The organism is Pseudomonas sp. WJP1 (assembly GCF_028471945.1).
GTDB lineage: Bacteria > Pseudomonadota > Gammaproteobacteria > Pseudomonadales > Pseudomonadaceae > Aquipseudomonas.
This window is the reverse complement of the sequence record NZ_CP110128.1, coordinates 3386192-3409115: the sequence shown is the minus strand read 5'-3', so window position 1 is coordinate 3409115 and position 22924 is coordinate 3386192. Positions and strand designations below refer to the sequence as shown.

The window sequence follows — 22924 nt, the reverse complement described above, 5'->3', positions numbered from 1 at the left end:
CATGTGCCACTGGAGGCATCAACGATGAACAATCCATTCCCCGCCGAAACCCCAGATCCGAACATCGATGACCCGGTGATACCACCCACCGATCCGCAGCCTGTGCCCGAGCAGGACCCGCCCGGCACTAACCCGCCACCCCGGGAAGAGCCGCCGACGACGATGCCACCGGTGATTGTGACCCCTGAATGAAGACAGTTGATCGCTCCCCCTGCCGCGCCGGGGGAATTCTGTAGGAGCGAGCATGCTCGCGATGGGCGTGAACGATGACGCTGGAAGCCTGACACCCCGAGGCGCTCTTGAGTTTTTCGCTGGCAAGCCAGCTCCTACAATTGGTCTTTGTCTTTGTCTTTCTCCAGCATCTTCACGATGCTGGGCATGACGCCGAGAATCAGCAACGCCAGCAACGTACTCAACACCGCCGTCGCCTCCCTTCCCAACCCGGCAGACACCCCAATGGCGGCGGTCATCCACAGCCCGGCGGCGGTGGTCAGGCCCTTGACGTGGCCTTCATCACCTTCCTGGTTTTTCAGGATGGTGCCGGCACCGAGGAAGCCGATACCGGCGATCACACCCTGGACGACCCGGCTCATGGCGTCGGCCTGGGAGCCGGACATCTGCGGCACCAGTACGAACAGCGCCGCGCCGAGTGCCACCAGCATGTGGGTGCGCACCCCCGCGGCCTTGCCCTTGTGCTCGCGCTCGAAACCGAGGATGCCGCCCAGTACCGCGGCCATCAGCAGGCGCACGGTGATTCGGGTCAATTGCGAGGCATCGCCGATGTCGGCGAATTCGGCTTGCAGGGTCACCCAGACTTCATGCCACCAGGCGTTCATGGCGCGCTCCCTCGTGAAGAGCCTTGCAAAGGGTCATGGAAGATTGACCGCGCCGACCATTAATCAGTTGCACAGAACGATGGCCGGCGCCGAGACCCTAATACTTCATCAGTCCTGGAAATCAAGGATCACGTCATGACCGTACGCATCGAGAACCAGACCTGCTTCTTTACCACCGAAAGCGGCGAGGAGATTCGCCTGTGTCCAGATGTGACCATCATCACCGATGACGTTAAAGCCATGTCGGCGGTCGACCTCGAAGGACAGCGTATCTACATCACCGAAGCAGAAGCCGACGCATTGACCGTAGCAGGTGCGGTGGACGGTCGCCGGCATTTGAAGGCCACAGACAGTGGTTCGGTGATTTGACTGCCCCGGATCAACACCCCTCCGAAAACGTCTGATACAGGCGCCCGGTCCCGTCGAGACAGGTGCTTCAACTTGTCGCAGGTGGGGTTTGCGAAGCCATCTGATCCGGTTTTTAAAGCAATACCTGAGTCTGTTATGCAAACAGATCGCCGCTCATAGTGCTCCTGCCTGATGGAGGCTGATGAGCGAAAGACCATGAGCGATAGAATCCCCGTCCGAACCCTGGAAAGCGCCCCCGTCGTCAAGACTTTCGAGCCTTCGCGACCAAAGATGAAGGCCAAGTACAGCGACAACCTGATCCACACCCGTAGCTTCACCGGCCTGTTCCGTTCCCTGCGCATCAGCGGCGCGGGTTTTCTGTTCCTGCTGTTCTTCGGCACCGTGTGGTTGAACTGGGGTGGCCGCCAGGCGGTGCTTTGGGATCTTTCCGAGAGCAAATTCCACATTTTTGGCGCGACGTTCTGGCCGCAGGATTTCATCCTGCTCTCGGCGCTGCTGATCATTGCCGCGTTCGGCCTGTTCGCGATCACCGTGTTTGCCGGCCGCGTCTGGTGCGGCTACACCTGCCCGCAGAGCTCCTGGACCTGGATCTTCATGTGGTGCGAGAAGATCACCGAAGGCGAACGAAACCAGCGGATCAAACTGCAAGCGGCGCCCTGGGGGCTGAACAAACTGCTGCGCCGTTCGGCCAAACACACCATGTGGCTGGCCATCAGCCTGCTGACCGGCCTGACCTTCGTCGGCTATTTCACGCCGATCCTACCACTGGCAGAAGCGCTGCTGACCTGGCAAATGGGCGGCGTCAGCCTGTTCTGGGTGCTGTTCTTCACCGGTGCCACCTACATCAATGCGGGCTGGTTGCGTGAGGCGGTGTGCATGCACATGTGCCCCTATGCGCGATTCCAGAGCGTGATGTTCGACAAGGACACCCTGACCATTTCCTACGACGTCGCCCGTGGCGAGCACCGTGGCCCACGCAAACGCGAGGTCAAGCCAGCCGAAGTCGGCCTGGGTGATTGCATCGATTGCCAGCTCTGCGTGCAGGTCTGCCCGACCGGCATCGACATTCGCGACGGCTTGCAGATGGAATGCATCGGTTGCGCGGCGTGCATCGACGCCTGTGATTCGATCATGGACAAGATGGGCTACGAGCGCGGGTTGATCAGCTATACCTCGGAGCACCAGTTGCAAGGCGGCAAGACCCACCTGTTGCGGCCACGATTGATCGGTTACACCGCCGTGCTGCTGGTGATGATCGCTGCGCTGGTGGTCGCGTTGATGGAGCGGCCGATGGTGTCGCTGGACGTGAGCAAGGACCGCGGCCTGTTTCGCGAGAATAGCCAGGGGCAGATTGAAAACATCTACAGCCTCAAGGTGATCAACAAGACCCAGCAACGCCAGGACTACCGCCTGACGCTGGTGGATGGCGACGGCTTCCAGCTGCAGGGCAAGACCGAACTGAGCCTGGCGCCGGGTGAGATTGTCGATGTGCCAGTTTCGGTGGCGATGACCACGGAGCGGCCGGGCAGCAGCTCGCAGAGCATCAGTTTCAGGATCGTCGACAGCGATGAGCCGGGCATCTTCAGCGAGGCGAAAAGCCGGTTTGTTGCGCCGATGAATCGTTAAGGCTTTAGACTGCGGTGCGTCATTCGCGAGCAAGCCCGCTCCCACATTAGATCGGTTTGTCTGGATGAACTCGGACAAATGTGGGAGTGGCGGTGCGACGATTCGACTTGATCGCGAAGAAGTCACCTCGTTTTTTTTGAATGACACCAATCCGGGCAATCGATGAAACGCTACGAAAAATTCGCCGATGATATCGCTGAACTGATCCGCACCGGCGTCCTCGGGCCCGGCCAGCGCGTGCCGTCGGTGCGCTATGCCAGCCAGACCCATGGGGTCAGCCCGTCCACGGTGTTCCAGGCCTACTACTTGCTCGAGCGTCGCGGCCTGATTCGCGCCCGTCCGCGCTCCGGCTACTTCGTCAACGCCCATGCACCCCGGCCGTTCTCCGAGCCGGAGATCAGCAGCCAGGTCAACGAATCCACCGAAGTCGACGTCAGCGAACTGGTGTTCTCGGTCCTCGAATCGATCAAGGACCCGAACACTGTAGCCTTCGGCTCGGCATTCCCCAGTCCGACCCTGTTTCCGCTGCAGCGCCTGTCCCGCTCCCTGGCCAGCGCTGCCCGGGACATGGATCCGCGCATGGTGGTCACCGACATGTCGCCGGGCAACCCGCAACTGCGCCGGCAAATTGCCCTGCGTTACATGGTTGGCGGCTTGATGCTGCCCATGGAAGAGTTGTTGATCACCAACGGCGCACTGGAAGCGCTGAACCTGTGCCTGCAAGCCGTGACTCAACCCGGCGACCTGGTGGCCATCGAGGCCCCGGCGTTCTACGCCTGCCTGCAAGTACTGGAACGCTTGAAACTCAAGGCCGTGGAAATCCCCGTGCACCCGCGCGACGGTATCGACCTCGGTGTACTCGCGCAAACCCTGGAACGCCACCCGATCAAGGCTTGCTGGTGCATGACCAGTTTCCAGAATCCCATGGGCGCGACCATGCCTGAAGCGAAAAAACGCGAACTGGTGGAATTGCTGCGTGTCCATCAAGTGCCGTTGATCGAAGATGACGTCTACGCCGAACTCTATTACGGCCAACAGGCGCCGAAACCGGCAAAAGCGTTCGATACCGAAGGGTTGGTGATGCACTGTGGTTCTTTCGCCAAGAGCCTGGCCCCGGGTTACCGCATTGGCTGGGTCGCTGCCGGGCGCTATGCGCAGAAGATCGAGCGGCTCAAACTCATGACCTCCCTTTGCGCATCGATGCCGGCCCAGGCAGCCATTGCCGACTACCTGCAACACGGCGGTTACGATCGGCATTTGCGCAGGTTGCGTTACGCCCTGGAGGAACAGCAAAGCGCCATGCTGTCGGCGATTGCCCGCTATTTCCCGGCGCAGACCCGCGTCAGCCAACCGGCTGGCGGCTACTTCCTCTGGCTGGAACTACCCGAGCAGATGGATTCCTTGAAGTTGTTCCAGATGGCGCTGGCCCAGGGCATCAGCATCGCCCCGGGGCCGATTTTTTCGCCGACGCAGCGCTTCAGGAATTGCATCCGGTTGAATTATGGCAGCCCCTGGGATGAGACTTCCGAGAAGGCGATGGAGACGCTGGGGCGGATTGTAAGATCCTTCTAAAAGCAAAGATCGCAGCCTGCGGCAGCTCCTACAAGGAAATGCAATCCCATGTAGGAGCTGCCGCAGGCTGCGATCTTTTGATCTTGATGTTTACCGGCCGCCGCCAAGATCGACAAAGGTCCCCGTCGCATAAGAAGCCTTGTCCGACAACAACCACACAATCGCCTCCGCGACCTCGTCCGGTCGCCCGCCACGGGCCATCGGAATCGCCGATTCGAGCTTGCTGACCCGATCCGGATCGCCGCTCAGGGCGTGAAAATCGGTGTAGATGTAGCCCGGACGCACGGCGTTGACCCGAATCCCCTCACCCGCCACTTCCTTGGACAGGCCAATGGTGAAGGTGTCGAGCGCGCCCTTGGAGGCTGCGTAGTCGACGTATTCGTTAGGCGAGCCCAAACGCGCGGCGACCGAGGATACGTTGACAATGCTGCCGCCCTGCCCACCGTGCCTGGGCGACATGCGCAAGATGGCGTGCTTGGCGCAGAGGACTGGCGCCAATACGTTGGTCTTGAGGATCTTGAGGATGCGGAATTCAGACATTTCTTCGACCCGGGATTTTTGCCCCACGGTGCCAGCGTTGTTCACCAGCGCCGTGACCCGACCCAGTTCGCTGTCCACCCGGTTGAACAGGGCGATGACTTCGTCTTCGATACTGACATCGGCCCGCACGGCGATGGCTTGGGCACCCAAGGCGCGGACCTGGTCCAGCACTGTTTGCGCCGCCTGTTCATCGGCCTGGTAGTTGATGCAGATCCGATAGCCTTGTTTGGCGGCCAACAGCGCAGTAGCGGCACCGATACCGCGACTTCCGCCGGTGATGACGATGACTTTGTCCATGCAAGCATTCCTCCTTCAAGCCTATGCAGTCGGGGGGAAGAATAACCGCCATTTGCGGATTTTGCATGGCACCGTCATCGGCCCGGCCTGTTCAGGCCAGTTCCAATTGCTCGCTGCGGTGGATTTCCTTCATGAAGCGTTCGGCCGGCAACGGGTGCCCCAGCAGGTAGCCCTGCAGCGAATCGCAACCGAGTTGGGTCAGGAAGTCCTGCTGCGAGCCCGTTTCCACGCCTTCGGCGACGATCCGCAAGCCCAGCGCCTGGCCGAGGGCGACAATGGCTGAAACGATGGCGGCGTCATCGCTGTCACGTTCCAGGTCGCGGACGAAACCGCGGTCGATCTTCAGCTCGTTGGCCGGCAGGCGCTTGAGGTACATCAAGCTCGAGTAGCCGGTACCAAAGTCGTCGATGGACAGGTCAACGCCCATGTCCGACAGCTCCTGCAGCACCGTCATGCTGGCATCGGCATCGCTCATGGCCGTGGTCTCGGTGATTTCCAGGGTCAGGCTGTTGGCCGGCAAACGGTGGGTGGCCAGCGCCTTGGCGACACTCTGCACCAGGCCCACATGGCAGAACTGCAAGGCCGAGAGGTTAACCGCGATGCGCCAGTTGGTGTAGCCGAGCACATACCATTCGCGCATCTGGCGGCAAGCTTCGTTGAGAACCCATTCGCCGATGGGAATGATCAGCCCGGTCTTCTCCGCCAGTTCAATGAACTTGTCCGGCAGCAGCATGCCCTGGGTCGGATGCTCCCAGCGCAACAACGCTTCGGCCCCCACCGGCCGGCCGTTGTGCGCATCGAACTTGGGCTGGTAGTGCAGGCTGAACTCGTTCTGGTCCACGGCATTGCGCAGGTCCTGCAGCAATTGCAACTGTTTGCGCGCGTTGCTGTTCATCGAGGCATCGAAGAAGCTGTAGCCGTTCTTGCCCGTGCCCTTGGCGTGATACATCGCCGCATCGGCGTTCATCAGCAATTCGTGAGCGCTCTGGCCATTGCCCGGATACAGGGCGATGCCGACGCTGGCGGAGATCTGCAGATCGTGCTCGGCCACCCGGAATGCTCGGGCGATCAGGCTCACCTGGCGGGCTGCGAGGTTCATCGCGTCGTCCGGCTCGCTCAATTGCACCAGCAGCACGAACTCATCGCCGCCGATGCGCGCGAGGGTGTCCTGGCCGCGCAGGTCTTCACGCAGGCGCAGACTGACTTCGCGCAGCAACTGGTCGCCCATATGGTGACCGAAGGCGTCATTGACTGGCTTGAAGCCATCGAGGTCGATGAACATCAACGCCAGGCAACCGCCCTCGTTATCGACCCTGGAGATGCCCTGATCGATGCGGTCGGCCAGCAACACTCGATTCGGCAGGCCGGTCAAGGTGTCGTGCAAGGCCAGTTGGGTCAGTTCGCGGTTGGCTTCGGTCAGCGACTGGGCCAGGCTGGCGGTTCGGGCTTCCAGGCGCGCATCGAGGATCGAGGTCAGCAAGGCGATGCTCAATACCGCAAGCGTGGTGATCAGTACCAGGTTGTCGAGGCCGTTGCCGCTCAAGCCGTTGCCCACTGAGCCGCAAAAACTGCCTTCGGGGAATTGCGCGGCGGCCATGCCGGTGTAGTGCATGCCGACGATGGCAATGCCCATGATCACCGCCGCGCCACCGCGGATCAGACGGACATAAGGCGTGTGCTGGCGCAGACGGAAGGCAATCCACAGTGCCGCGCCGGAGGCACCGACCGCGATCAGCAACGAGGCGCTGAACAGAGTCGGGTCATAGTCGATGCCCGGCTGCATGCGCATGGCCGCCATGCCGGTGTAATGCATGGCACTGATGCCGGCGCCCATGACCAGCGCACCGAACGCCAGCTGCCAGGCCGGCAGCTGTGCCTGACTGACCAGCCACAGGGCGAAGCCGCATGACAGGATGCCGATCAACAGCGACAGCAAGGTGATGGTGAGGTCGTACCCCAGGTCGATGGGCAGCTTGAAGGCGAGCATGCCGATGAAATGCATCGACCATACGCCGATACCCATGGCAAACGCGCCGCCCGCTGTCCAGCAATGCACCGCCCGGCCCTTGGCCGTGGCAATGCGCCCGGTCAGGTCCAGTGCAGTGTATGACGCGAGAATTGCCACACAGAGCGAAATGATGACCAGCGTTGGGGAATAACTACCGATGAGCATGGAAGTGTCTCGCAATCACCCCCGTACTGCTTCCATTCTCGGAGGTGTAAATCCGGCCGATTGTACTGATTCCAAATGAGAACGCACTCACAAAATGAGCAAAATGCCAGCAAGGCGATGAAACGCTTGTTTTAAGGTTTTACATTAAGTCCATCAAACCGAATCTGCACCGATTCTGTAGGAGCGAGCATGCTCGCGATGGAGGACAACGATAACGCGGGTTACCTGGATGCCCGAGTTATTGTTGACGAGCATCGTCGGAACGCCGCCCGGAGCCTGCTCGCTCCTACAATGAGGCACGTTGATCAGGGGTTAGCTGCCCGTCCCAGCCGCCACCCAGCGCGGCAATCAACTGCACACTGGCGATCAGGCGGCTCTGCAACAGGTCCAGGGTGCTGCGTTCATTATTCAATGCCGCGGCCTGGACCACGACCACATCGAGGTAGGCGATCACCCCCGCCTTGTACTGGTTCTCGGTCAGTCGCAACGACTCGCGGGCCGCGTCCAGCGCCTGTTGGCGCACCACCGCTTCGTCCTGCAGCACCTTGAGCTGGACCAGGAAATTCTCCACCTCGCGGAAGCCGTCGAGTACGGTCTGGCGGTATTTGGCTACGGTTTCGTCGTAGGCCGCTTCGCTGCGGTCCACTTCCGCCGAACGCTGGCCGCCGTCGAACAAGGTCATGGCCAGTTGCGGGCCGACCGACCAGAACCGGTTCGGCAGGCTGAACAAGTCTTTCGACGTGCTGCTGCTGTAGCCACCGTTCAGGCTCAGGGTCAGGTCCGGGTAATAAGCGGCCTTGGCCACGCCGATGTTGGCGTTGGCGGCGATGACCGAGCGTTCTGCCGAAGCAATGTCCGGGCGACGTTCCAGCAGTTGCGAAGGCAGGCTCAGTGGCACCTCGGGCAAGGCCGGGATGCTCTGGGTTTCCGCCAGGCTGAACTCGGCCGGTGGCAAGCCGATCAGCACGGCGATGGCGTTTTCCAGCTGGGCACGCTGCCAGATCAGATCGACCATGTCCGCCTCGGTGCCCTTGAGTTGCGTCTGGGCTTGGGCCACCGCGTCCTTGCCGGAAACCCCGGCGCGGTACTGGTTTTCGGTCATTTTCAGCGAACGCTGGTAGGCCGCGACGGTCGCTTCCAGCAAGCGTTTCTGCTCGTCCATCACGCGCAATTGCAGATAGTTCTGCACCAGCTCCGACTGCTGGCTCAGGCGCATCGCCGCCAGGTCGGCAAAACTCGCCTGGGCATTGGCGGTGTCGGCTTCCAGACCACGGCGCAATTTGCCCCAGACATCGGCCTCCCAACTGACCCCGGCCTGGGCGGTGTAGGTGTCGCGAATACCGCTGGACGAACTGGTCAGGCTGGAACTGCTGCTGCCGGTGCCCTGGCTGGAGCGGTTTTTCCCCAGGGTCAGGTCCACCGTTGGAAAAAACGCGCCCCGGGCGCTGCGCACCAAGGCCTGGGCCTGGCGGTACTGGGCTTCGGACTGGGCAACGGTCTGGTTGGCGCGGTTGAGTTGCTCGATCAGGCCATTGAGTTGTCGGTCGCCGTACAGCTCCCACCACGCACCGCGGGCCAGGGCGTCGCTTGGATTGGCCTGGGTCCAGCCGGCCGCTTCCTTGTACTGTGCAGATTCTGCAGTTTGCGGGCGCTGGTAATCCGGGCCGACGGCGCAGGCACTGAGCATCGCCACGCACAGCGACAGGCTCAGCAGCCGCGAGCCTCGGGCGGTGACCAGCGGTGTAGCCAGGTTGAACAGCGAACGGTCAGTCATAGCGGAGTTTCCAGAGCAGCATCGGTACGCACCCCACGCCAATGGTTGAAGCGATGGCGCAGTTTGTCGAGATAGAGGTAGACCACCGGGGTGGTGTAAAGGGTCAGCACCTGGCTGAAGATCAGCCCGCCGATGATGGTCAGGCCCAGCGGCTGGCGCATTTCCGCGCCCTCAGCACGGCTCAGGAGCAGCGGCAAGGCGCCGAGGATCGCGGCCAGGGTGGTCATCAGGATCGGCCGCAAACGTTGCAGGCAGGCGTTGCGAATCGACTCCAGCGGCGCCATGCCCTGATGACGCTCGAGCTGCAACGCCAGGTCGATCATCAGGATGGCGTTTTTCTTCACCACACCGATCAGCAGGAACAGGCCGAGCAACGAGATCAGGCTGAACTCGCCGCCCAGCGCATAGATCGACAGCAACGCGCCGACCCCCGCCGAAGGCAAGGTCGAGAGAATGGTCAGCGGATGAATATAGCTTTCATACAGCACGCCCAGCACCAGGTACACCGCCACGAGCGCGCCAAGGATCATCCACGGCTGGCTTTTCTGCGTCGCGGCGAAGGCATCGGCGGTGCCAGCCATTTTCGCGATGACGTCTTCCGGCAGGCCCACCGAGGCAATCGCCCGCTCGATGGCAGCACTGCCCTGCTCCACGGTCACGCCTGCGGCCATGTCGAAGGCAATGCTTTCCGAGGCGAACTGGCCTTCATGGCTGACCCGATCGTCTGCCAGGCTGTTCTCGTAATGGGCGATGGTCGACAGCGGAATCCGCGCGCCGTCCGCGGTGATCACCTGCACCTGTTTGAGCGTGATCGGGTCCTGGGCGTACTTGGGATTGACCTCCATCACCACCTGATACTGGTTGAGGCTGTCGTAGATGGTCGAAATCTGCCGCTGGGCGTAGGCGTTGTTGAGCACCGCCGTGACCATGTCCATGTCCACGCCAAGGCGCTTGGCCTGGTCGCGGTCGACGATCAGCGTCACCTGCTGGGCGCCGCGGCCTTCGCGAGCATCGATCGCGGTCAGTTCCGGCAACGCCTTGAGCGCGGTCACCACTTTCGGATACCACTCGCGCAGCGCACCCAGGTCACCGCTTTGCAGGATGTAGGAATACTGCGACGAGGTCTGTTCGCGGCCACCGCCAAACTGCAGGTCCTGGTCGGCCATCAGCATCAGCTGCGCGCCGGCGACCTTGGGCATTTCCTTGCGCAGGCGTTCGATGACCTTCTGCGCTGAAAGGTTACGTTCCTTGATCGGCTTGAGGCGCACCAGCATGAACGCGTTGTTGGTGCCGTTGCTGCCACCGATGAAACCGGCGACGCTTTCCACCGCGTCGTCCTTGAGCACGGCACGGCGGAAGGTCTCCATTTTCGGTTGCATCACACTGAACGACAAACCGTCATCGCCTCGCACGAAACCGATCAGCTGCCCGGTGTCTTGTTGCGGAAGAAATATTTTAGGAACAACGACATACAGCGCAATGTTCACGCCAATTGTCACCAACAGACTGAGCAGTGTCAGGCGCCGGTGGCGCAGCACCCAATCGAGGCTGGTGGCGTATTTGCCGACCATCCATTCGTTGGCCCGCTGACTCCAGCGCTGCAGGCGGTTTTCCTGGCCTGGCGTGTGCGGCTTGAGCCAGCGGGCACAGAGCATTGGCGTCAAGGTCAGCGAAACCACCAGCGACACCACGATGGCCGCCGCCAGGGTGATGGAGAACTCGCGGAACAGGCTCTCGATGATCCCTCCCATGAACAGGATCGACAGGAACACCGCCACCAGCGACGCGTTCATCGACAGCAAGGTGAAGCCGACTTCCTGGGCACCGAGGTACGCGGCCTTCATCGGCCGCACACCCGCGTCGATGTGCCGGGAGATGTTCTCCAGCACCACGATGGCATCGTCCACCACCAGCCCGGTGGCCAGGATCAACGCCATCAGCGACAGGTTGTTCAGCGAGAAACCATACAGGTACATCACGGCAAAGGTGCCAACCAGCGACACCGGCACCGCCAACGTCGGGATCAGCGACGCACGGAAGTTACCGAGGAACAGGAACACCACCAGGATCACCAGCGCCACGGCGATCAGCAGGGTCATTTCCGCTTCGTGCAGCGTGGCCTTGATCACCGGCGAGCGGTCCATGGCCAGGTTCAGCTTGACGCTGGCCGGCAGCACGGCCTGCAACGCTGGCAACTGGGCCTTGATCTCGTTGACCGTCTCGATGATGTTGGCGCCGGCCTGGCGGTTGATCACCAGCAGTACCGCCGAATCGTTGTTGAAGAAACCGCTGTTGTAGCGGTCCTCGACGCCATCGCTGACCTTGGCCACATCCTTCAGGCGCAGGGCTGCGCCGTCCGCGTAGTGGATGATCAGCGATTCGTAGTCCTTGGCCTTTTCCAGTTGGTCGTTGGCCTGCACCTGCCACAGGCGCTGATCGTCTTCGACCGAGCCCTTGGGCCGGCGCACGTTGGCATTGGCGATGGTGTTGCGTACATCGTCCAGGGCCACGCCGTACTGGTTGAGCGCCTGGGGTTCGAGTTCGATGCGCACCGCCGGCAAGGAGCTGCCGCCGATCTGCACTTCGCCGACGCCCTGCACCTGCGACAGGCTCTGGGACAGGATGGTCGAGGCCAGGTCATAGAGCTGGCCTTTTTCCAGCACGTCCGAGGTCAGCGACAGCACCATGATCGGTGCCTGGGACGGGTTGACCTTCTTGTAGGTCGGCATGCTGCGCATGCCGCTGGGCAGCAGGTTGCGCGAGGCATTGATCGCCGCCTGCACTTCCCGCGCCGCGCCGTTGATGTCGCGGTCCAGGTCGAATTGCAGGATGACCCGGGTCGAACCCTGACTGGAGCGGCTGCTCATGGTGTTGACCCCGGCGATGGCGCCGAAGGAACGCTCAAGCGGTGTAGCCACCGTCGACGCCATGACCTCGGGGCTGGCGCCGGGCAGGCTGGCCTGCACCACGATCACCGGGAAGTCCATTTGCGGCAGCGGTGACACCGGCAACAGGCCGAAACTCACACCGCCGAGCAACATGATCGCCAGGCTCAGCAGCATGGTCGCGACCGGGCGCTTGATGAAAGGTCCCGACAGGTTCATGGCTGCTCTACCGCGTCCGCTGGCTCAGGCTTGCGGCCCCAGCGCCGACCGAGACGGTCGAAGTACAGGTAGATAACCGGCGTGGTAAACAGGGTCAGCACCTGGCTCAACAGCAAGCCACCGACCATCACCAGGCCCAGCGGTTGCCGCAATTCCGCGCCGGAACCGGTGGCCAGCATCAACGGCACCGCGCCGAACAGGGCCGCCAGGGTGGTCATCAGGATCGGCCGGAAACGCAGCAGTGCCGCCTGATAGATCGCCGTTTCCGGGTCCACGCCCTGGTTGCGTTCGGCATCGAGGGCGAAGTCGATCATCATGATCGCGTTCTTCTTCACGATGCCGATCAGCAGGATGATGCCGATGATCGCGATCATCCCCAGGTCATTGCCACTGAGGATCAACGCCAGCAAGGCGCCGACCGCCGCCGAGGGCAAGGTCGACAGAATGGTGATCGGGTGGATATAGCTCTCGTAGAGCACGCCCAGCACGATGTACATGGTCACCACCGCCGCCAGGATCAGCAGCAAGGTGCTCGACAGCGACGCCTGGAACGCTTCGGCCGCACCCTGGAACTGGGTCTGCACGCCAATCGGCATGCCGATGTCCTGTTGCACCTGCTCGATGATCTCTACCGCATGCCCCAGCGCCACGCCGGGCGCCAGGTTGAACGACATCATCACCGCCGGGAACTGGCCGATGTGGGTGATCGCCAGTTGCGCCTGGCGCTCTTCGATATGCGCAAGGCTCGACAGGCGCACCTGCCCGCCATCGGTGGTCTTGACGTGGATCTGGTCCAGCGCCTGCGGGCCGATCTTCTCGCCGGACTGCGATTGCAGCACCACGCGGTACTGGCTGGCCTGGGTGTAGATGGTGGAAATCTGCCGCTGGCCGAAGGCGTCGTACAGCGCGTCGGTGATGTTCGACACCGACACCCCGACCCGCGACGCGGCGTCGCGATCGATCACCAGATAGACCTGCAAGCCTTTGTCCTGCAGGTCGCTGGCGACATCGGTCAATTCCGGGCGCTGGGCCAGCGCTTCGACCAGGCGCCCGCTCCACAGGCTGAGCAACTCGGAATCCGGCGACGACATGCTGAACTGGTACTGCGTACGGCTGACCCGATCCTCGATGGTCAGGTCCTGCACTGGCTGCATGAACAGGCGAATACCGATCAGTTTGTCCAGTTCCGGCTGCAAGCGAGCGATCACTTGCGTCGCGCTCAGGTCCCGGTCGTTGTGGGCATTGAGGTTGATCAGCAAGCGGCCGCTGTTGAGCGTCGAGTTGTCACCGTCGACGCCGATGTAGGACGACAGGCTCTCGACCGCCGGATCCGCCAGGATCACCTTGGCCAACTCCTGCTGGCGCTCGCTCATCGCCGCGAAGGAAATCGACTGCGGTGCCTCGGAAATGCCCTGGATCACCCCGGTGTCCTGCACCGGAAAGAAGCCCTTAGGCACCACCATGTACAGGAACACCGTCAACGCCAGGGTACCGATCGCCACCATCAGCGTCAGCGGTTGATGCTTGAGAACCCACTTTAACTTGCGCCCGTAAGCCGCGATCATCCAATCAATTGCCGCACCGCTGGCACGATAGAAACGGCCCTGCTCTTCTTCCTTGGGTTCACGCTTGAGCAGCCGCGCGCACATCATCGGGGTCAGGGTCAGGGACACCACCAGGGAGATGAGGATCGCCACCGCCAGGGTGATGGCGAACTCGCGGAACAGCCGCCCTACCACGTCGGCCATGAACAGCAGCGGGATCAGCACGGCAATCAGCGACAGGGTCAGGGAGATCAGCGTGAAGCCGATCTGCTTGGCGCCCTTGAGCGCCGCGTTCAGCGGGCTGTCACCCTCTTCGATGAACCGGGAAATGTTCTCCAGCATCACGATCGCATCGTCCACCACGAAGCCGGTGGCGATGGTCAGGGCCATCAGGGTCAGGTTGTTGACCGAAAAGCCCGCGAGGTACATGACACCGAAGGTGCCGATCAACGACAGCGGCACGGCCACCGACGGAATGATCGTGGCACTGGCCCGGCGCAGGAACAGGAAGGTCACCATCACCACCAGGGCGATGGCGATCAGCAATTCGTGCTGTACGTCCGTGACCGAGGCGCGGATGGTCTGGGTGCGGTCGGTCAGCACCGTGACGTCGAGGCCGGCCGGCAGGTTGTCGGTGATGCTCGGCAGCAAGGCCTTGATCCGGTCCACCACTTCGATGACGTTGGCCCCGGGCTGACGCTGGATGTTCAGCAGCACCGCCTGGTTTTCGTTGGCCCAGGCCGCCAGGCGCTCGTTTTCGGCACCGTCGACGATCTCCGCCACGTCCTTGAGACGCAACGGCGCGCCATTGGCGTAGGCCAGGATCAGGTTGGCGTAGTCATTGGGCGAGGTCAGTTGATCGTTGGCATCGAGCATCGAGACCCGGGTCGGGCCGTCGAAGTTGCCCTTGGGCTGGTTGACGTTGGACGCGCCGATCAGGGTACGCACGTCCGCCAGGTTCAGGCCATTGGCCGCCAGGGCTTCAGGGTTGACCTTGATCCGCACGGCCTGGCGCTGGCCCCCGGCGATGCTGACCATGCCGACGCCGCTGATCTGGGCGATTTTCTGCGCCATGCGGGTGTCGACCAGGTCATTGAGCTTGGGCAACAGCATGGTCTTGGAGGTGATGGCCAGGGTCAGCACCGGGGTGTCGGCCGGGTTGACCTTGTTATACACCGGTGGTGCCGGCAAATCCTTGGGCAACAGGTTGGTCGCGGCATTGATTGCCGCCTGCACCTGCTGTTCTGCGACGTCCATGTTGATGTCGAGGCTGAAACGCAGGGTCAGCACCGAGGCGCCACCGGAGCTGGTGGACGCCATCTGGGTCAGGCCGGGCATTTGCCCGAACTGTCGCTCGAGCGGCGCGGTCACGGCGCTGGTCATGACGTCCGGGCTCGCGCCGGGATACAGCGTCATGACACGGATGGTCGGGTAATCGACCTGAGGCAAGGCCGACACCGGCAGCAAGCGATAGGCGATTACGCCGGCCAGGATAATGGCCAGCATGCTCAGGGTGGTCGCTACCGGGCGAAGGATGAACAGCCGCGAGAGATTCATGCGCCGCCCTTTTTCGCCTTGTCGGTGGTCGCCGGCTCAGGCGCGTTGGCCGCCGATTTGCCCTGCAGGTGGCCCGCGGGGCTGGTCGGCACTTGCTGCGGGTCGTTGACCACTTCCACGTCGCTGCCGTCCTTCAGGCGGTCGGTGCCTTCCAGTACCACACGATCACCGGCGGACAGGCCTTCGGTGACCACGGTGTTTTCGCCGTCGCTGGCGCCGATTTTCAGCTGCCGGATCTTGACCTTCTTGTCGCCGTCCAGGGCATAGACGAACGTGCCGTTGGTGCCGAACTGGATCGCCGCCGATGGCGCAAGCACCACGCCTTTGAGGGTGTCCGCCAGCAGGCGCACATTGACAAACTGGTTGGGGAACAACGATTGGTCGCGGTTCTCGTAACGTGCCTTGAATTTCAGGGTACCGGTGGTGACGTCGATCTGGTTGTCCAGGCTCTGCAGCACGCCGGTGGCCTGCAGCTTGGTATCACCGCGATCCCAGGCTTCGGCCGGCAGCTTGGCGCCGCTGCGATAGCGTGCCAGCACCACATCGAGGCTGTTTTCCGGCAAGGTGAAGGCGACGCTGATCGGTTGGGTCTGGGTGATGATCGCCAGCGCCGTGGTGTCGTTGGCTGCCACCAGGTTGCCGACGTCCAACTGACGCAGGCCGACGCGTCCGGCAATGGGGGCGCGGATCTTGGTGAATTCGAGATTGAGCTTGGCGTCGTTGACTGCCGCCTGGTTGGTCTTGACCGTGCCTTGGAACTGACCGACCAGCGCCACGGCGGTGTCCAGGGTCTGCTTGGCGATGCTGTCCTCGCGGTACAGGCCGGTGTAACGCTCGACATCCACCTGGGCATTCTTCAACTGCGCCTGGTTCTGCAGCAGGGTGCCTTCCGCCTGGAGCAAGGCGTTCTGATAAGGACGCGGGTCGATTTCTGCCAGCAGATCGCCAGCCTTGACCATCTGCCCTTCCTCGAAATAGATCTTCATCAGTTCGCCGCCGACGCGACTGCGCACGTTGATGGTGTTCAGCGCCGTCACTGTACCCAGCGCCTTGTAATACAGCGGGAAATCCCCCGTGACTGCCGGCGCAACGCGCACCGGGACCGGCCCTGCCGCCCCGCCGAACCCTGGCCGCATCCCGCCGGACCTGCCGGTGTGGCCGGCCACGGCTTTCGGCTGCGCGCCCTCTTTCGGCGCAGCGCTGCCGGGCCAGAATTTCCAGCACAGGGCAGCGATGACCAACAGGACAAGCAGGCCAAACAGCCAGCGACGGGGACTACGGGAAGCAGAGGATTGCATTGAGTGATCAACCATTGGGCGCGTGGGCTTGTTTACATGAGGCTGAACGATAAGCACTGGCGGGTCTTAAGCAAAGCGCCTTTACCGGCAATTTACCTTCGGCTTACGTAACAGGAGATTTATCCAAGACACTGAAACACAAATGAAAACGGCCTGGACAGGGCCAGGCCGTTAACAATTGTAAAACTTACTTATTTCAAGACAGCAAGTGCAGCCTCGTAGTTCGGCTCGTCAGCGATTTCCTTGACCAGCTCGCTGTGCAGCACGTTGTCGTTCTCGTCCAGAACCACCACGGCACGGGCGGTCAGGCCCTTGAGCGGACCGTCGGCGATGGCAACGCCGTAGTTCTCGATGAACTCGGCACCGCGCAGGGTCGACAGGTTCTGCACGTTTTCCAGGCCTTCGGCGCCGCAGAAGCGGGCTTGGGCGAACGGCAGGTCAGCGGAGATGCACAGCACCACGGTGTTGTCGACGCTGCTCGCCTTGGCGTTGAACTGGCGCACGGAGGTGGCGCAGGTCGGGGTGTCGATGCTAGGGAAGATGTTCAGCACTTTGCGCTTGCCGGCAAAGTCTTTCAGGGTGACGTCGGACAGATTGCCGGCAACCAGGGAAAAGGCTGGCGCCTTGGAACCGGCTTGAGGCAGTTGGCCGTTGACTTGAACCGGATTGCCTTTAAGAGTGACTTGAGCCATGAACGGAGTCCTTCTGAACGTTGTGGTGGAGAATTTTGAAGAGGCAGAAGTTAACCACGAAATGCGCCGGTGACCTATGGGGTGGATACAAATTGTCATGTGTCGGTGCACAAAACCGGCACGGGGGCCTGCGCACGCCGAACTCTGAAAATTTGTTGACCCACCGCTGTCGATTCAACCGCAGATCATTCGACTATAAGTGAAGCATCCACATCCAGCGGAGACCACACCATGCGTTTCATGATCATCGTCAAGGCCAGCAAGGACTCTGAAGCCGGCATCATGCCCAGCACCGAACTGCTCACCGCCATGGGCAACTACAACGAAGAACTTGCCAAGGCCGGCATCCTCCTCGCCGGCGAAGGCCTGCAACCGAGCAGCAAAGGTGCCCGAGTGCGTTTCAGCGGCGACAAAAGAACAGTGATCGACGGCCCCTTCGCCGAAACCAAGGAACTGATCGCCGGCTACTGGCTGTGGCAGGTGAAGTCCAAGGAAGAAGCCATCGAATGGGTCAAGCGCTGCCCCAACCCGATGCCGGGTACTGAAGCCGAGATCGAGATTCGCCAGGTGTTCGAGCTGGAGGATTTCGGTGCGCAGCTGACCCCGGAGTTGCGTGAGCAGGAAGAGCGGGCGTTTGGGCTGGGGAAGAAGTGCTGAGATTTTAACTGACAGCGTAAAACCGATGTGGCGAGGGAACTTGCTCCTTCGCCACTGATATCTCCCACGAGGAACAACCTATCAGTTCTGCTAGTAGACATCGTCAACATTGCGGATGAAGATGAGCGTCCCGGTCCAATTGAAACTTGGTAGTGCAGGCGATGCGTGATACCAGACTTTGTATGTACTCTTACGACCCACTGAATCGGCTTATCGGGACGTCGCCCGTAGCAGACGCCGAATTTCAACGCTTTTACTGCAAAAACCGTTTGGCTACGGAAATTCAAGGTCAATTGAAACATTCGATCTTTCAAGACGACGATCAAATCCTGGCACAGAAAAATAGCAGCGGGACAACGGTCGATACCCTGTTAGTGACCACTGACCAGCAACGGTCAGTGCTCAATACAGTTAACACCAATATGATCCAACCCATCTCCTATTCACCCTACGGTTTCCAATCCGTTAACAACGGACTGCCAAGTCTGATAGGGTTCAATGGCGAAAGGCGCGATCCGATAACTGGACGCTATATCCTGGGGAACGGATATCGGCCATACAATCCGGTATTGATGCGGTTTGACATCCCGGACAGTTGGAGCCCATTTGGGAAGGGAGGACTCAATCCCTATGCGTATTGTTTGGGGGATCCGGTTAATCGGAGAGATCCGAATGGGCATGCTTCCTTATGGAGCTCTTTCATCCGATTTGCAGAGCAAGCTAACAAAAACCCGAGGAGTGTCGTAGCGCAGATAGTGGGAACAAGCGTTTCCAGACAGAGGGCCATTACACAAACTCCACTGCTGGACCCCATCAGCATGCCTCCATTCACCTACCACCCAATGGGCGCAAGCATGAGAACTCAGAACAGGTCTGGAATGACGGGTTCGCTCGAATCAATTGCGTCGAGCCACTCAACTAACTCGATGGAGTCGACGTCCTCAGCCTTGAGTGTTCGATCATTTGGCTCAAACAATTCAATCAGTTCGTTGGGATCAGCCAGTTCTACTGCTACAACATTCTCCAGGTCAAGACGAGGATCTGCCCCTACGGATTCGGATTGGTCGGGATCTGGTAGACGCCATGACAGCGAATGGGGATCAAATGAATCTTTAAGCTCGGTTCCGTCATACACATCTGAATCCGCCCGTCACGTGTCCTTTGAGGGCACGGTGAGGGCATACGATGCTCAAGGAAATGTTTCGCTCAATCGGGATACCGATGCCAGTCCGGTCTTGCAAATCAGGCGTCAATGAATGGGCCGCAGAGCCACACCCTGCCGGGTATTCAGCCGTCGATCGTGCTGGGAGAGATGGCAGTGAATCGGATGCTGAATAATCTTGACCCGCCTTAACCACCACTACCGCCTCGCCACAAAAAACCACAAGCCCGCCATCGTTCTCCTACCGATGGCGGGCTCTTTGTTTTCCAATCCCTTGATTCGTATTAACTTTTTAGTACACAAAAACATCGAAAAACTTGTACAAAAAACCAAAGAATTAATCCCTTGGACTGGCTAACCCCCATTTAGCTGCTAGGTTCAAAAGACATGTCCTACAGGCTTGATCAGAAAGAGACTACGTCGTAACGGCCGCCAAGTGCCGGGTTGTCCAAATGAGCCACCAAGGAATCGGGGAATCATGACAAACAAATTGGGGATGCACGCCTATCTTCTGATGGCTTCGCTTGCGCCTGTTTTGTGCGCCCATGCGGACAACGCCGAGACCGCCAACAAAAGCAACAACCCGCTGAACTTCGCGCCGGGCATGAGCGCCCAGGACTACTACACCCCCAGGTACTACGACTCCAATATCCATACCAACGACCTGCTGATACGCGGCACGCTGCCGATTGCGCCCAATGATTACATTGGCGTGCCGCAATTGATCCGCGCCACGGCGCCGATCAGTACCCACCCGGACCCGAACGGTGGCTACAGCACCGGCGAAGGTGACCTGAACCTGTTCGATATATTCCTGGTGAAGACCGAAGGCGTGCAGTTGGGCATCGGCCCGATGCTGACCGCCCCCACTGCCGATCAGGACGAACTCGGCACAGGCAAATGGCAAGGCGGCCTGGCCGCGGTCGCTATCGACTCTTCACCCCGCGGGCTGCTGGGCGCGCTGGTGCAATACCAGAGTTCGTTCGCCGGAGACCACGACCGGCCCCACGTCGAAAGCGCAACGATGCAGCCCTTCATCATCCATAACCTGGAAAAAGGCTGGTACCTGCGTTCCACCGGCATCTGGACCTTCGACCTGAAGAACGACACCCACTACATCCCACTCGGCTTGGGTGGCGGCAAAGTGTGGAAAGACGGGCCCAATATCCTCAACGCCTTCATCGAACCGCAATGGACCGTCGAGAAAAAAGGCGATGGCATGCCGCAGTTCACGCTGTTTGTCGGCCTCAACGCCACCTTCGGCAAATAAGGAATCCCTATGCACGGTGCGATTCGCGCAGCCGGTTTCAGCCTGATGACGATGTTCGTCAGTTGCGGGGTCGGTGCCCAGGAGCCGGATACCCGGATCGGCCAGATCGCCATGGAAGGTGAACTGCCGGCCCATGAATCCATCGCCAAGCTCTATGCCGAACTGGATTTCCAGCAAGCGACCCAGAGTTACCTGTGGGCGTTGCCGCTGGTGTCCTACGCGCAATGGCAGGGGGAGTTTCGCGACAAACTGGGCGCCCGCAGTGGCGACCTGATGGTGCTCGACAGTTACGAAGACAAGCTCGGCGTCATCACCGCCAACGCCACCACGCCCTACATCCTGGGTTTCGTCGATCTCAATGAAACCGGCCCGCTGGTGATCGAGCTGCCCCCCGGGCCGACCGCAGGCGGTGTTGGCGACTTCTGGCAACGCGCGATCATCGACATGGGCCAGACCGGCCCGGACAAAGGCAAGGGTGGCAAATACCTGGTGTTGCCACCGGGCGCCGAGCCACCGGCCGATGCTGGCAAGTATTACCTGGCCAAGTCGCAAACAATGAACGTGCTGGTGGGATTTCGCGTGCTCGATCCCGACCCGGCCAAAGGCAAGGCGTTGGTCGGACAATTCAGGATGTACCCCTACGCCAAGCGTGGGGAGCCTGACCAGACCCGACTGCTCTCCCCCGGCGGCAAAGCCTGGTCCGGCACCCAGCCACGGGCAATGGCGTACTGGGAACGCTTGCACCAGATCATCCAGAAAGAACCGGTCAACGAACGTGATCGTTTCTACATGGCCATGCTTGCCAGCCTGGGCATCGAGAAGGACAAGCCCTTCAACCCTGACGCCAATCAACGCAAGGCCCTGGAACAAGGTGCACAGATCGGCGAGCTGATCGCCAAGGCCAATACCTTCGCCAAGCGTTTCCCCGGCGCCCAATACTGGCCGGACCGCCAGTGGGACAAGGTGTTAAACATTACCGATCCTTCCCAGCGCGTTGCCTATTACGACCAGTTATGGGAACGCAGCGCCTGGTTCTACGAGGCGGTGACCAACACCAAAGGCATGGTCTCGAAAACCCCGGGGCTGGGCCAGACCTACCTCGGCGCCTATACCGATGCCAAAGGCAACTGGCTCGACGGCGGCAAAAGCTATCGCTTGCACGTCGGAGCCAACCCGCCGGCCAAGCAATTCTGGTCGATGACCGTGTACGACATCGACAGTCGCTGCCTGATCGACAACCCGCAGCGCAAGGCCGACCTGTCGTCGCGCCAGGACCTGAAAATGAACGCCGACGGTTCGGTGGACCTGTACTTCGGTCCCACCGCACCAGAAGGTTTCGAAACCAACTGGGTGCAAACCCTGCCGGGCAAACACTGGTTCAGCTATTTCCGCCTGTATGCCCCAACCCTGCCTTATTTCGACAAGAGCTGGAAACTCGACGACATCACGGCCGTGGAATGACGCCGAGTGTTGAATTAAACAAAACAGGTAAATGGAGTCGTTGATGGTCAGGGCTTTTGTTGTACGTCCGTTGTTGGCCTTGTGCATGGTCGGCGCCAGCCCGTTGCTGCTGGCGGCTGAAGGTGGCGGCGGCCGGCCGATGACCGGCCTGCAGGTATTTTCCAATGCCGGGATCGTGCCACCGGAACCCGGCTGGGTGATGTCGTTGAGCAGTTTCTGGTACGACGGCGAGCTCAAGGGCAATGCACAGGTGCCCATCGTGGGCGCCCTGAGTACCGGCCTGGACCTGAAAATCTCCTACACCATGGCCAACTTCACCCACGTCTGGGATACCGGCAAGGGCAGCTGGAACTACGCCTCGGCCATCGGCGTGCCGGTGCAGTACACCGACATCACCGCGAGCATCACCGGCCCGCGTGGCAGGACCCTGGGCACCGAAGACACTGCCACCCAGTTCGCCGACATGCTGGTGACGCCCATCGCCGCCGGCTACCACCTCGACGAGGTCAACCATCTTTCGCTCTCGCTGCCGATCTACGTGCCGACCGGCGCCTACAACGATGATCGCCTGGCCAACGCCGGCCAGAACAATTACACCTTCATGCCCACCGTGGCCTTCACCCACCTCGACGGTAAGGGCGGCGAGTTCACCCTGTCCGGGGGGCTTGAGTTCTACACCGAGAACGACGCCACCGATTATAAAAACGGCGACATCTTCACCCTCGACGCGCTGTGGACCCACGGTTTCGGCAACGGCTGGAACGCCGGTTTGGCGGCGGGTTACATCCAGCAGCTCACCGACGACACCGGGTCAGGTGCCGATAGCGGTTTTCGCGGACGTTCGGTGGGTGCCGGCCCGACATTTGGCTGGCAGGGCAAGTTCGCCGATGCCCAGGCCAACTTCAATGCTCGCTGGATTCCGGAGTTCGACACCAAGAACCGGCCCGAAGGCAACGGTTTTTCGATCAACCTGACGTTGGCGTTTTTCTAGG

17 protein-coding genes and 2 pseudogenes are annotated in these 22924 nt (G+C 60.9%); 10 read left to right on the top strand and 9 right to left on the bottom strand.

Annotation, left to right across the window (positions count from 1 at the left end):
* Window positions 1-24: 24 nt before the first annotated feature.
* Window positions 25-192, top strand: coding sequence for a hypothetical protein (locus OH720_RS15385; protein WP_180201831.1), 168 nt, complete (start codon window positions 25-27; stop codon window positions 190-192).
* Between the two features lie 134 nt (window positions 193-326).
* Here OH720_RS15385 and OH720_RS15380 read toward each other — a convergent pair whose 3' ends face one another.
* Entirely contained in the window at window positions 327-836 is a 510-nt protein-coding gene (locus OH720_RS15380; protein WP_272606324.1) for an MgtC/SapB family protein, read from the bottom strand.
* Window positions 837-971: 135 nt separating this feature from the next.
* Between OH720_RS15380 and OH720_RS15375 the strand changes: the two genes are divergently transcribed.
* From OH720_RS15375 to mapR, 3 genes are all read left to right on the top strand, one after another.
* Window positions 972-1205, top strand: a complete 234-nt coding sequence (locus OH720_RS15375) for a DUF3203 family protein (RefSeq protein ID WP_008055191.1) — start codon at window positions 972-974, stop codon at window positions 1203-1205.
* Window positions 1206-1400: 195 nt separating this feature from the next.
* Window positions 1401-2831: a cytochrome c oxidase accessory protein CcoG gene (ccoG, locus tag OH720_RS15370; protein WP_272606323.1), complete on the top strand. Its 1431-nt coding sequence runs from the start codon at window positions 1401-1403 to the stop codon at window positions 2829-2831.
* Between the two features lie 162 nt (window positions 2832-2993).
* The gene (gene mapR / locus OH720_RS15365) at window positions 2994-4403 is read left to right on the top strand and encodes a GntR family transcriptional regulator MpaR (protein WP_272606322.1); all 1410 of its coding nucleotides are present in this window, start codon (window positions 2994-2996) and stop codon (window positions 4401-4403) included.
* 90 nt (window positions 4404-4493) lie between these two features.
* On the opposite strand, the gene OH720_RS15360 is transcribed toward mapR, so the two are convergent.
* From OH720_RS15360 to tpx, 7 genes are all read right to left on the bottom strand, one after another.
* The gene (locus tag OH720_RS15360) at window positions 4494-5240 is read right to left on the bottom strand and encodes an SDR family oxidoreductase (RefSeq protein WP_272606321.1); all 747 of its coding nucleotides are present in this window, start codon (window positions 5238-5240) and stop codon (window positions 4494-4496) included.
* Between the two features lie 91 nt (window positions 5241-5331).
* Window positions 5332-7413, bottom strand: a complete 2082-nt coding sequence (locus tag OH720_RS15355; RefSeq protein WP_272606320.1) for a putative bifunctional diguanylate cyclase/phosphodiesterase — start codon at window positions 7411-7413, stop codon at window positions 5332-5334.
* Window positions 7414-7699: 286 nt separating this feature from the next.
* Complete coding sequence (locus OH720_RS15350) at window positions 7700-9187, bottom strand: efflux transporter outer membrane subunit (RefSeq protein WP_272606319.1); 1488 nt, start codon at window positions 9185-9187, stop codon at window positions 7700-7702.
* On the bottom strand, window positions 9184-12291 hold the full coding sequence (locus OH720_RS15345) for an efflux RND transporter permease subunit (protein WP_272606318.1): 3108 nt from the start codon (window positions 12289-12291) through the stop codon (window positions 9184-9186). The genes OH720_RS15350 and OH720_RS15345 overlap by 4 nt, the downstream gene beginning before the upstream one ends.
* Window positions 12288-15392 (bottom strand): MdtB/MuxB family multidrug efflux RND transporter permease subunit, encoded by a 3105-nt coding sequence (locus OH720_RS15340; protein WP_272606317.1) that lies wholly within the window; start codon window positions 15390-15392, stop codon window positions 12288-12290. Before OH720_RS15340 ends, OH720_RS15345 begins: the two co-directional genes overlap by 4 nt.
* Window positions 15389-16705 (bottom strand): MdtA/MuxA family multidrug efflux RND transporter periplasmic adaptor subunit, encoded by a 1317-nt coding sequence (locus tag OH720_RS15335; RefSeq protein WP_272606316.1) that lies wholly within the window; start codon window positions 16703-16705, stop codon window positions 15389-15391. Before OH720_RS15335 ends, OH720_RS15340 begins: the two co-directional genes overlap by 4 nt.
* A gap of 176 nt (window positions 16706-16881) precedes the next feature.
* Window positions 16882-17382 (bottom strand): thiol peroxidase, encoded by a 501-nt coding sequence (tpx, locus tag OH720_RS15330; RefSeq protein WP_020800095.1) that lies wholly within the window; start codon window positions 17380-17382, stop codon window positions 16882-16884.
* A gap of 231 nt (window positions 17383-17613) precedes the next feature.
* On the opposite strand from tpx, the gene OH720_RS15325 reads away from it, so the two are divergent.
* On the top strand, window positions 17614-18039 hold the full coding sequence (locus tag OH720_RS15325) for a YciI family protein (RefSeq protein WP_272606315.1): 426 nt from the start codon (window positions 17614-17616) through the stop codon (window positions 18037-18039).
* A 161-nt stretch (window positions 18040-18200) separates the two neighbouring features.
* Window positions 18201-18659, top strand: a pseudogene (locus OH720_RS31700) (RHS repeat-associated core domain-containing protein); the annotation flags it as partial.
* Between the two features lie 242 nt (window positions 18660-18901).
* Here the strand turns inward: OH720_RS31700 and OH720_RS15315 are convergent.
* The gene (locus OH720_RS15315; RefSeq protein ID WP_272606550.1) at window positions 18902-19174 is read right to left on the bottom strand and encodes a hypothetical protein; all 273 of its coding nucleotides are present in this window, start codon (window positions 19172-19174) and stop codon (window positions 18902-18904) included.
* Window positions 19175-19291: 117 nt separating this feature from the next.
* On the opposite strand from OH720_RS15315, the pseudogene OH720_RS31880 reads away from it, so the two are divergent.
* The 4 genes and pseudogenes from OH720_RS31880 to OH720_RS15300 form a co-directional block, all read left to right on the top strand.
* Window positions 19292-19393: pseudogene (locus OH720_RS31880) on the top strand (DUF6124 family protein); the annotation flags it as partial.
* 286 nt (window positions 19394-19679) lie between these two features.
* Complete coding sequence (locus OH720_RS15310; protein WP_272606314.1) at window positions 19680-20471, top strand: hypothetical protein; 792 nt, start codon at window positions 19680-19682, stop codon at window positions 20469-20471.
* 9 nt (window positions 20472-20480) lie between these two features.
* A complete protein-coding gene (locus tag OH720_RS15305) occupies window positions 20481-21932 on the top strand; it encodes a DUF1254 domain-containing protein (RefSeq protein ID WP_272606313.1) in 1452 nt (483 codons plus the stop codon).
* A gap of 43 nt (window positions 21933-21975) precedes the next feature.
* Window positions 21976-22923: a SphA family protein gene (locus tag OH720_RS15300; RefSeq protein WP_272606312.1), complete on the top strand. Its 948-nt coding sequence runs from the start codon at window positions 21976-21978 to the stop codon at window positions 22921-22923.
* Window position 22924 lies beyond the last annotated feature (1 nt).

Bases quoted from the DNA above. Each gene is read 5' to 3' on its own strand.
- OH720_RS15385 (WP_180201831.1), top strand. From the start codon at position 25: ATGAACAATCCATTCCCCGCCGAAACCCCAGATCCGAACATCGATGAC.
- OH720_RS15380 (WP_272606324.1), bottom strand. From the start codon at position 836: ATGAACGCCTGGTGGCATGAAGTCTGGGTGACCCTGCAAGCCGAATTC.
- OH720_RS15375 (WP_008055191.1), top strand. From the start codon at position 972: ATGACCGTACGCATCGAGAACCAGACCTGCTTCTTTACCACCGAAAGC.
- ccoG (WP_272606323.1), top strand. From the start codon at position 1,401: ATGAGCGATAGAATCCCCGTCCGAACCCTGGAAAGCGCCCCCGTCGTC.
- mapR (WP_272606322.1), top strand. From the start codon at position 2,994: ATGAAACGCTACGAAAAATTCGCCGATGATATCGCTGAACTGATCCGC.
- OH720_RS15360 (WP_272606321.1), bottom strand. From the start codon at position 5,240: ATGGACAAAGTCATCGTCATCACCGGCGGAAGTCGCGGTATCGGTGCC.
- OH720_RS15355 (WP_272606320.1), bottom strand. From the start codon at position 7,413: ATGCTCATCGGTAGTTATTCCCCAACGCTGGTCATCATTTCGCTCTGT.
- OH720_RS15350 (WP_272606319.1), bottom strand. From the start codon at position 9,187: ATGACTGACCGTTCGCTGTTCAACCTGGCTACACCGCTGGTCACCGCC.
- OH720_RS15345 (WP_272606318.1), bottom strand. From the start codon at position 12,291: ATGAACCTGTCGGGACCTTTCATCAAGCGCCCGGTCGCGACCATGCTG.
- OH720_RS15340 (WP_272606317.1), bottom strand. From the start codon at position 15,392: ATGAATCTCTCGCGGCTGTTCATCCTTCGCCCGGTAGCGACCACCCTG.
- OH720_RS15335 (WP_272606316.1), bottom strand. From the start codon at position 16,705: ATGGTTGATCACTCAATGCAATCCTCTGCTTCCCGTAGTCCCCGTCGC.
- tpx (WP_020800095.1), bottom strand. From the start codon at position 17,382: ATGGCTCAAGTCACTCTTAAAGGCAATCCGGTTCAAGTCAACGGCCAA.
- OH720_RS15325 (WP_272606315.1), top strand. From the start codon at position 17,614: ATGCGTTTCATGATCATCGTCAAGGCCAGCAAGGACTCTGAAGCCGGC.
- OH720_RS15310 (WP_272606314.1), top strand. From the start codon at position 19,680: ATGACAAACAAATTGGGGATGCACGCCTATCTTCTGATGGCTTCGCTT.
- OH720_RS15305 (WP_272606313.1), top strand. From the start codon at position 20,481: ATGCACGGTGCGATTCGCGCAGCCGGTTTCAGCCTGATGACGATGTTC.
- OH720_RS15300 (WP_272606312.1), top strand. From the start codon at position 21,976: ATGGTCAGGGCTTTTGTTGTACGTCCGTTGTTGGCCTTGTGCATGGTC.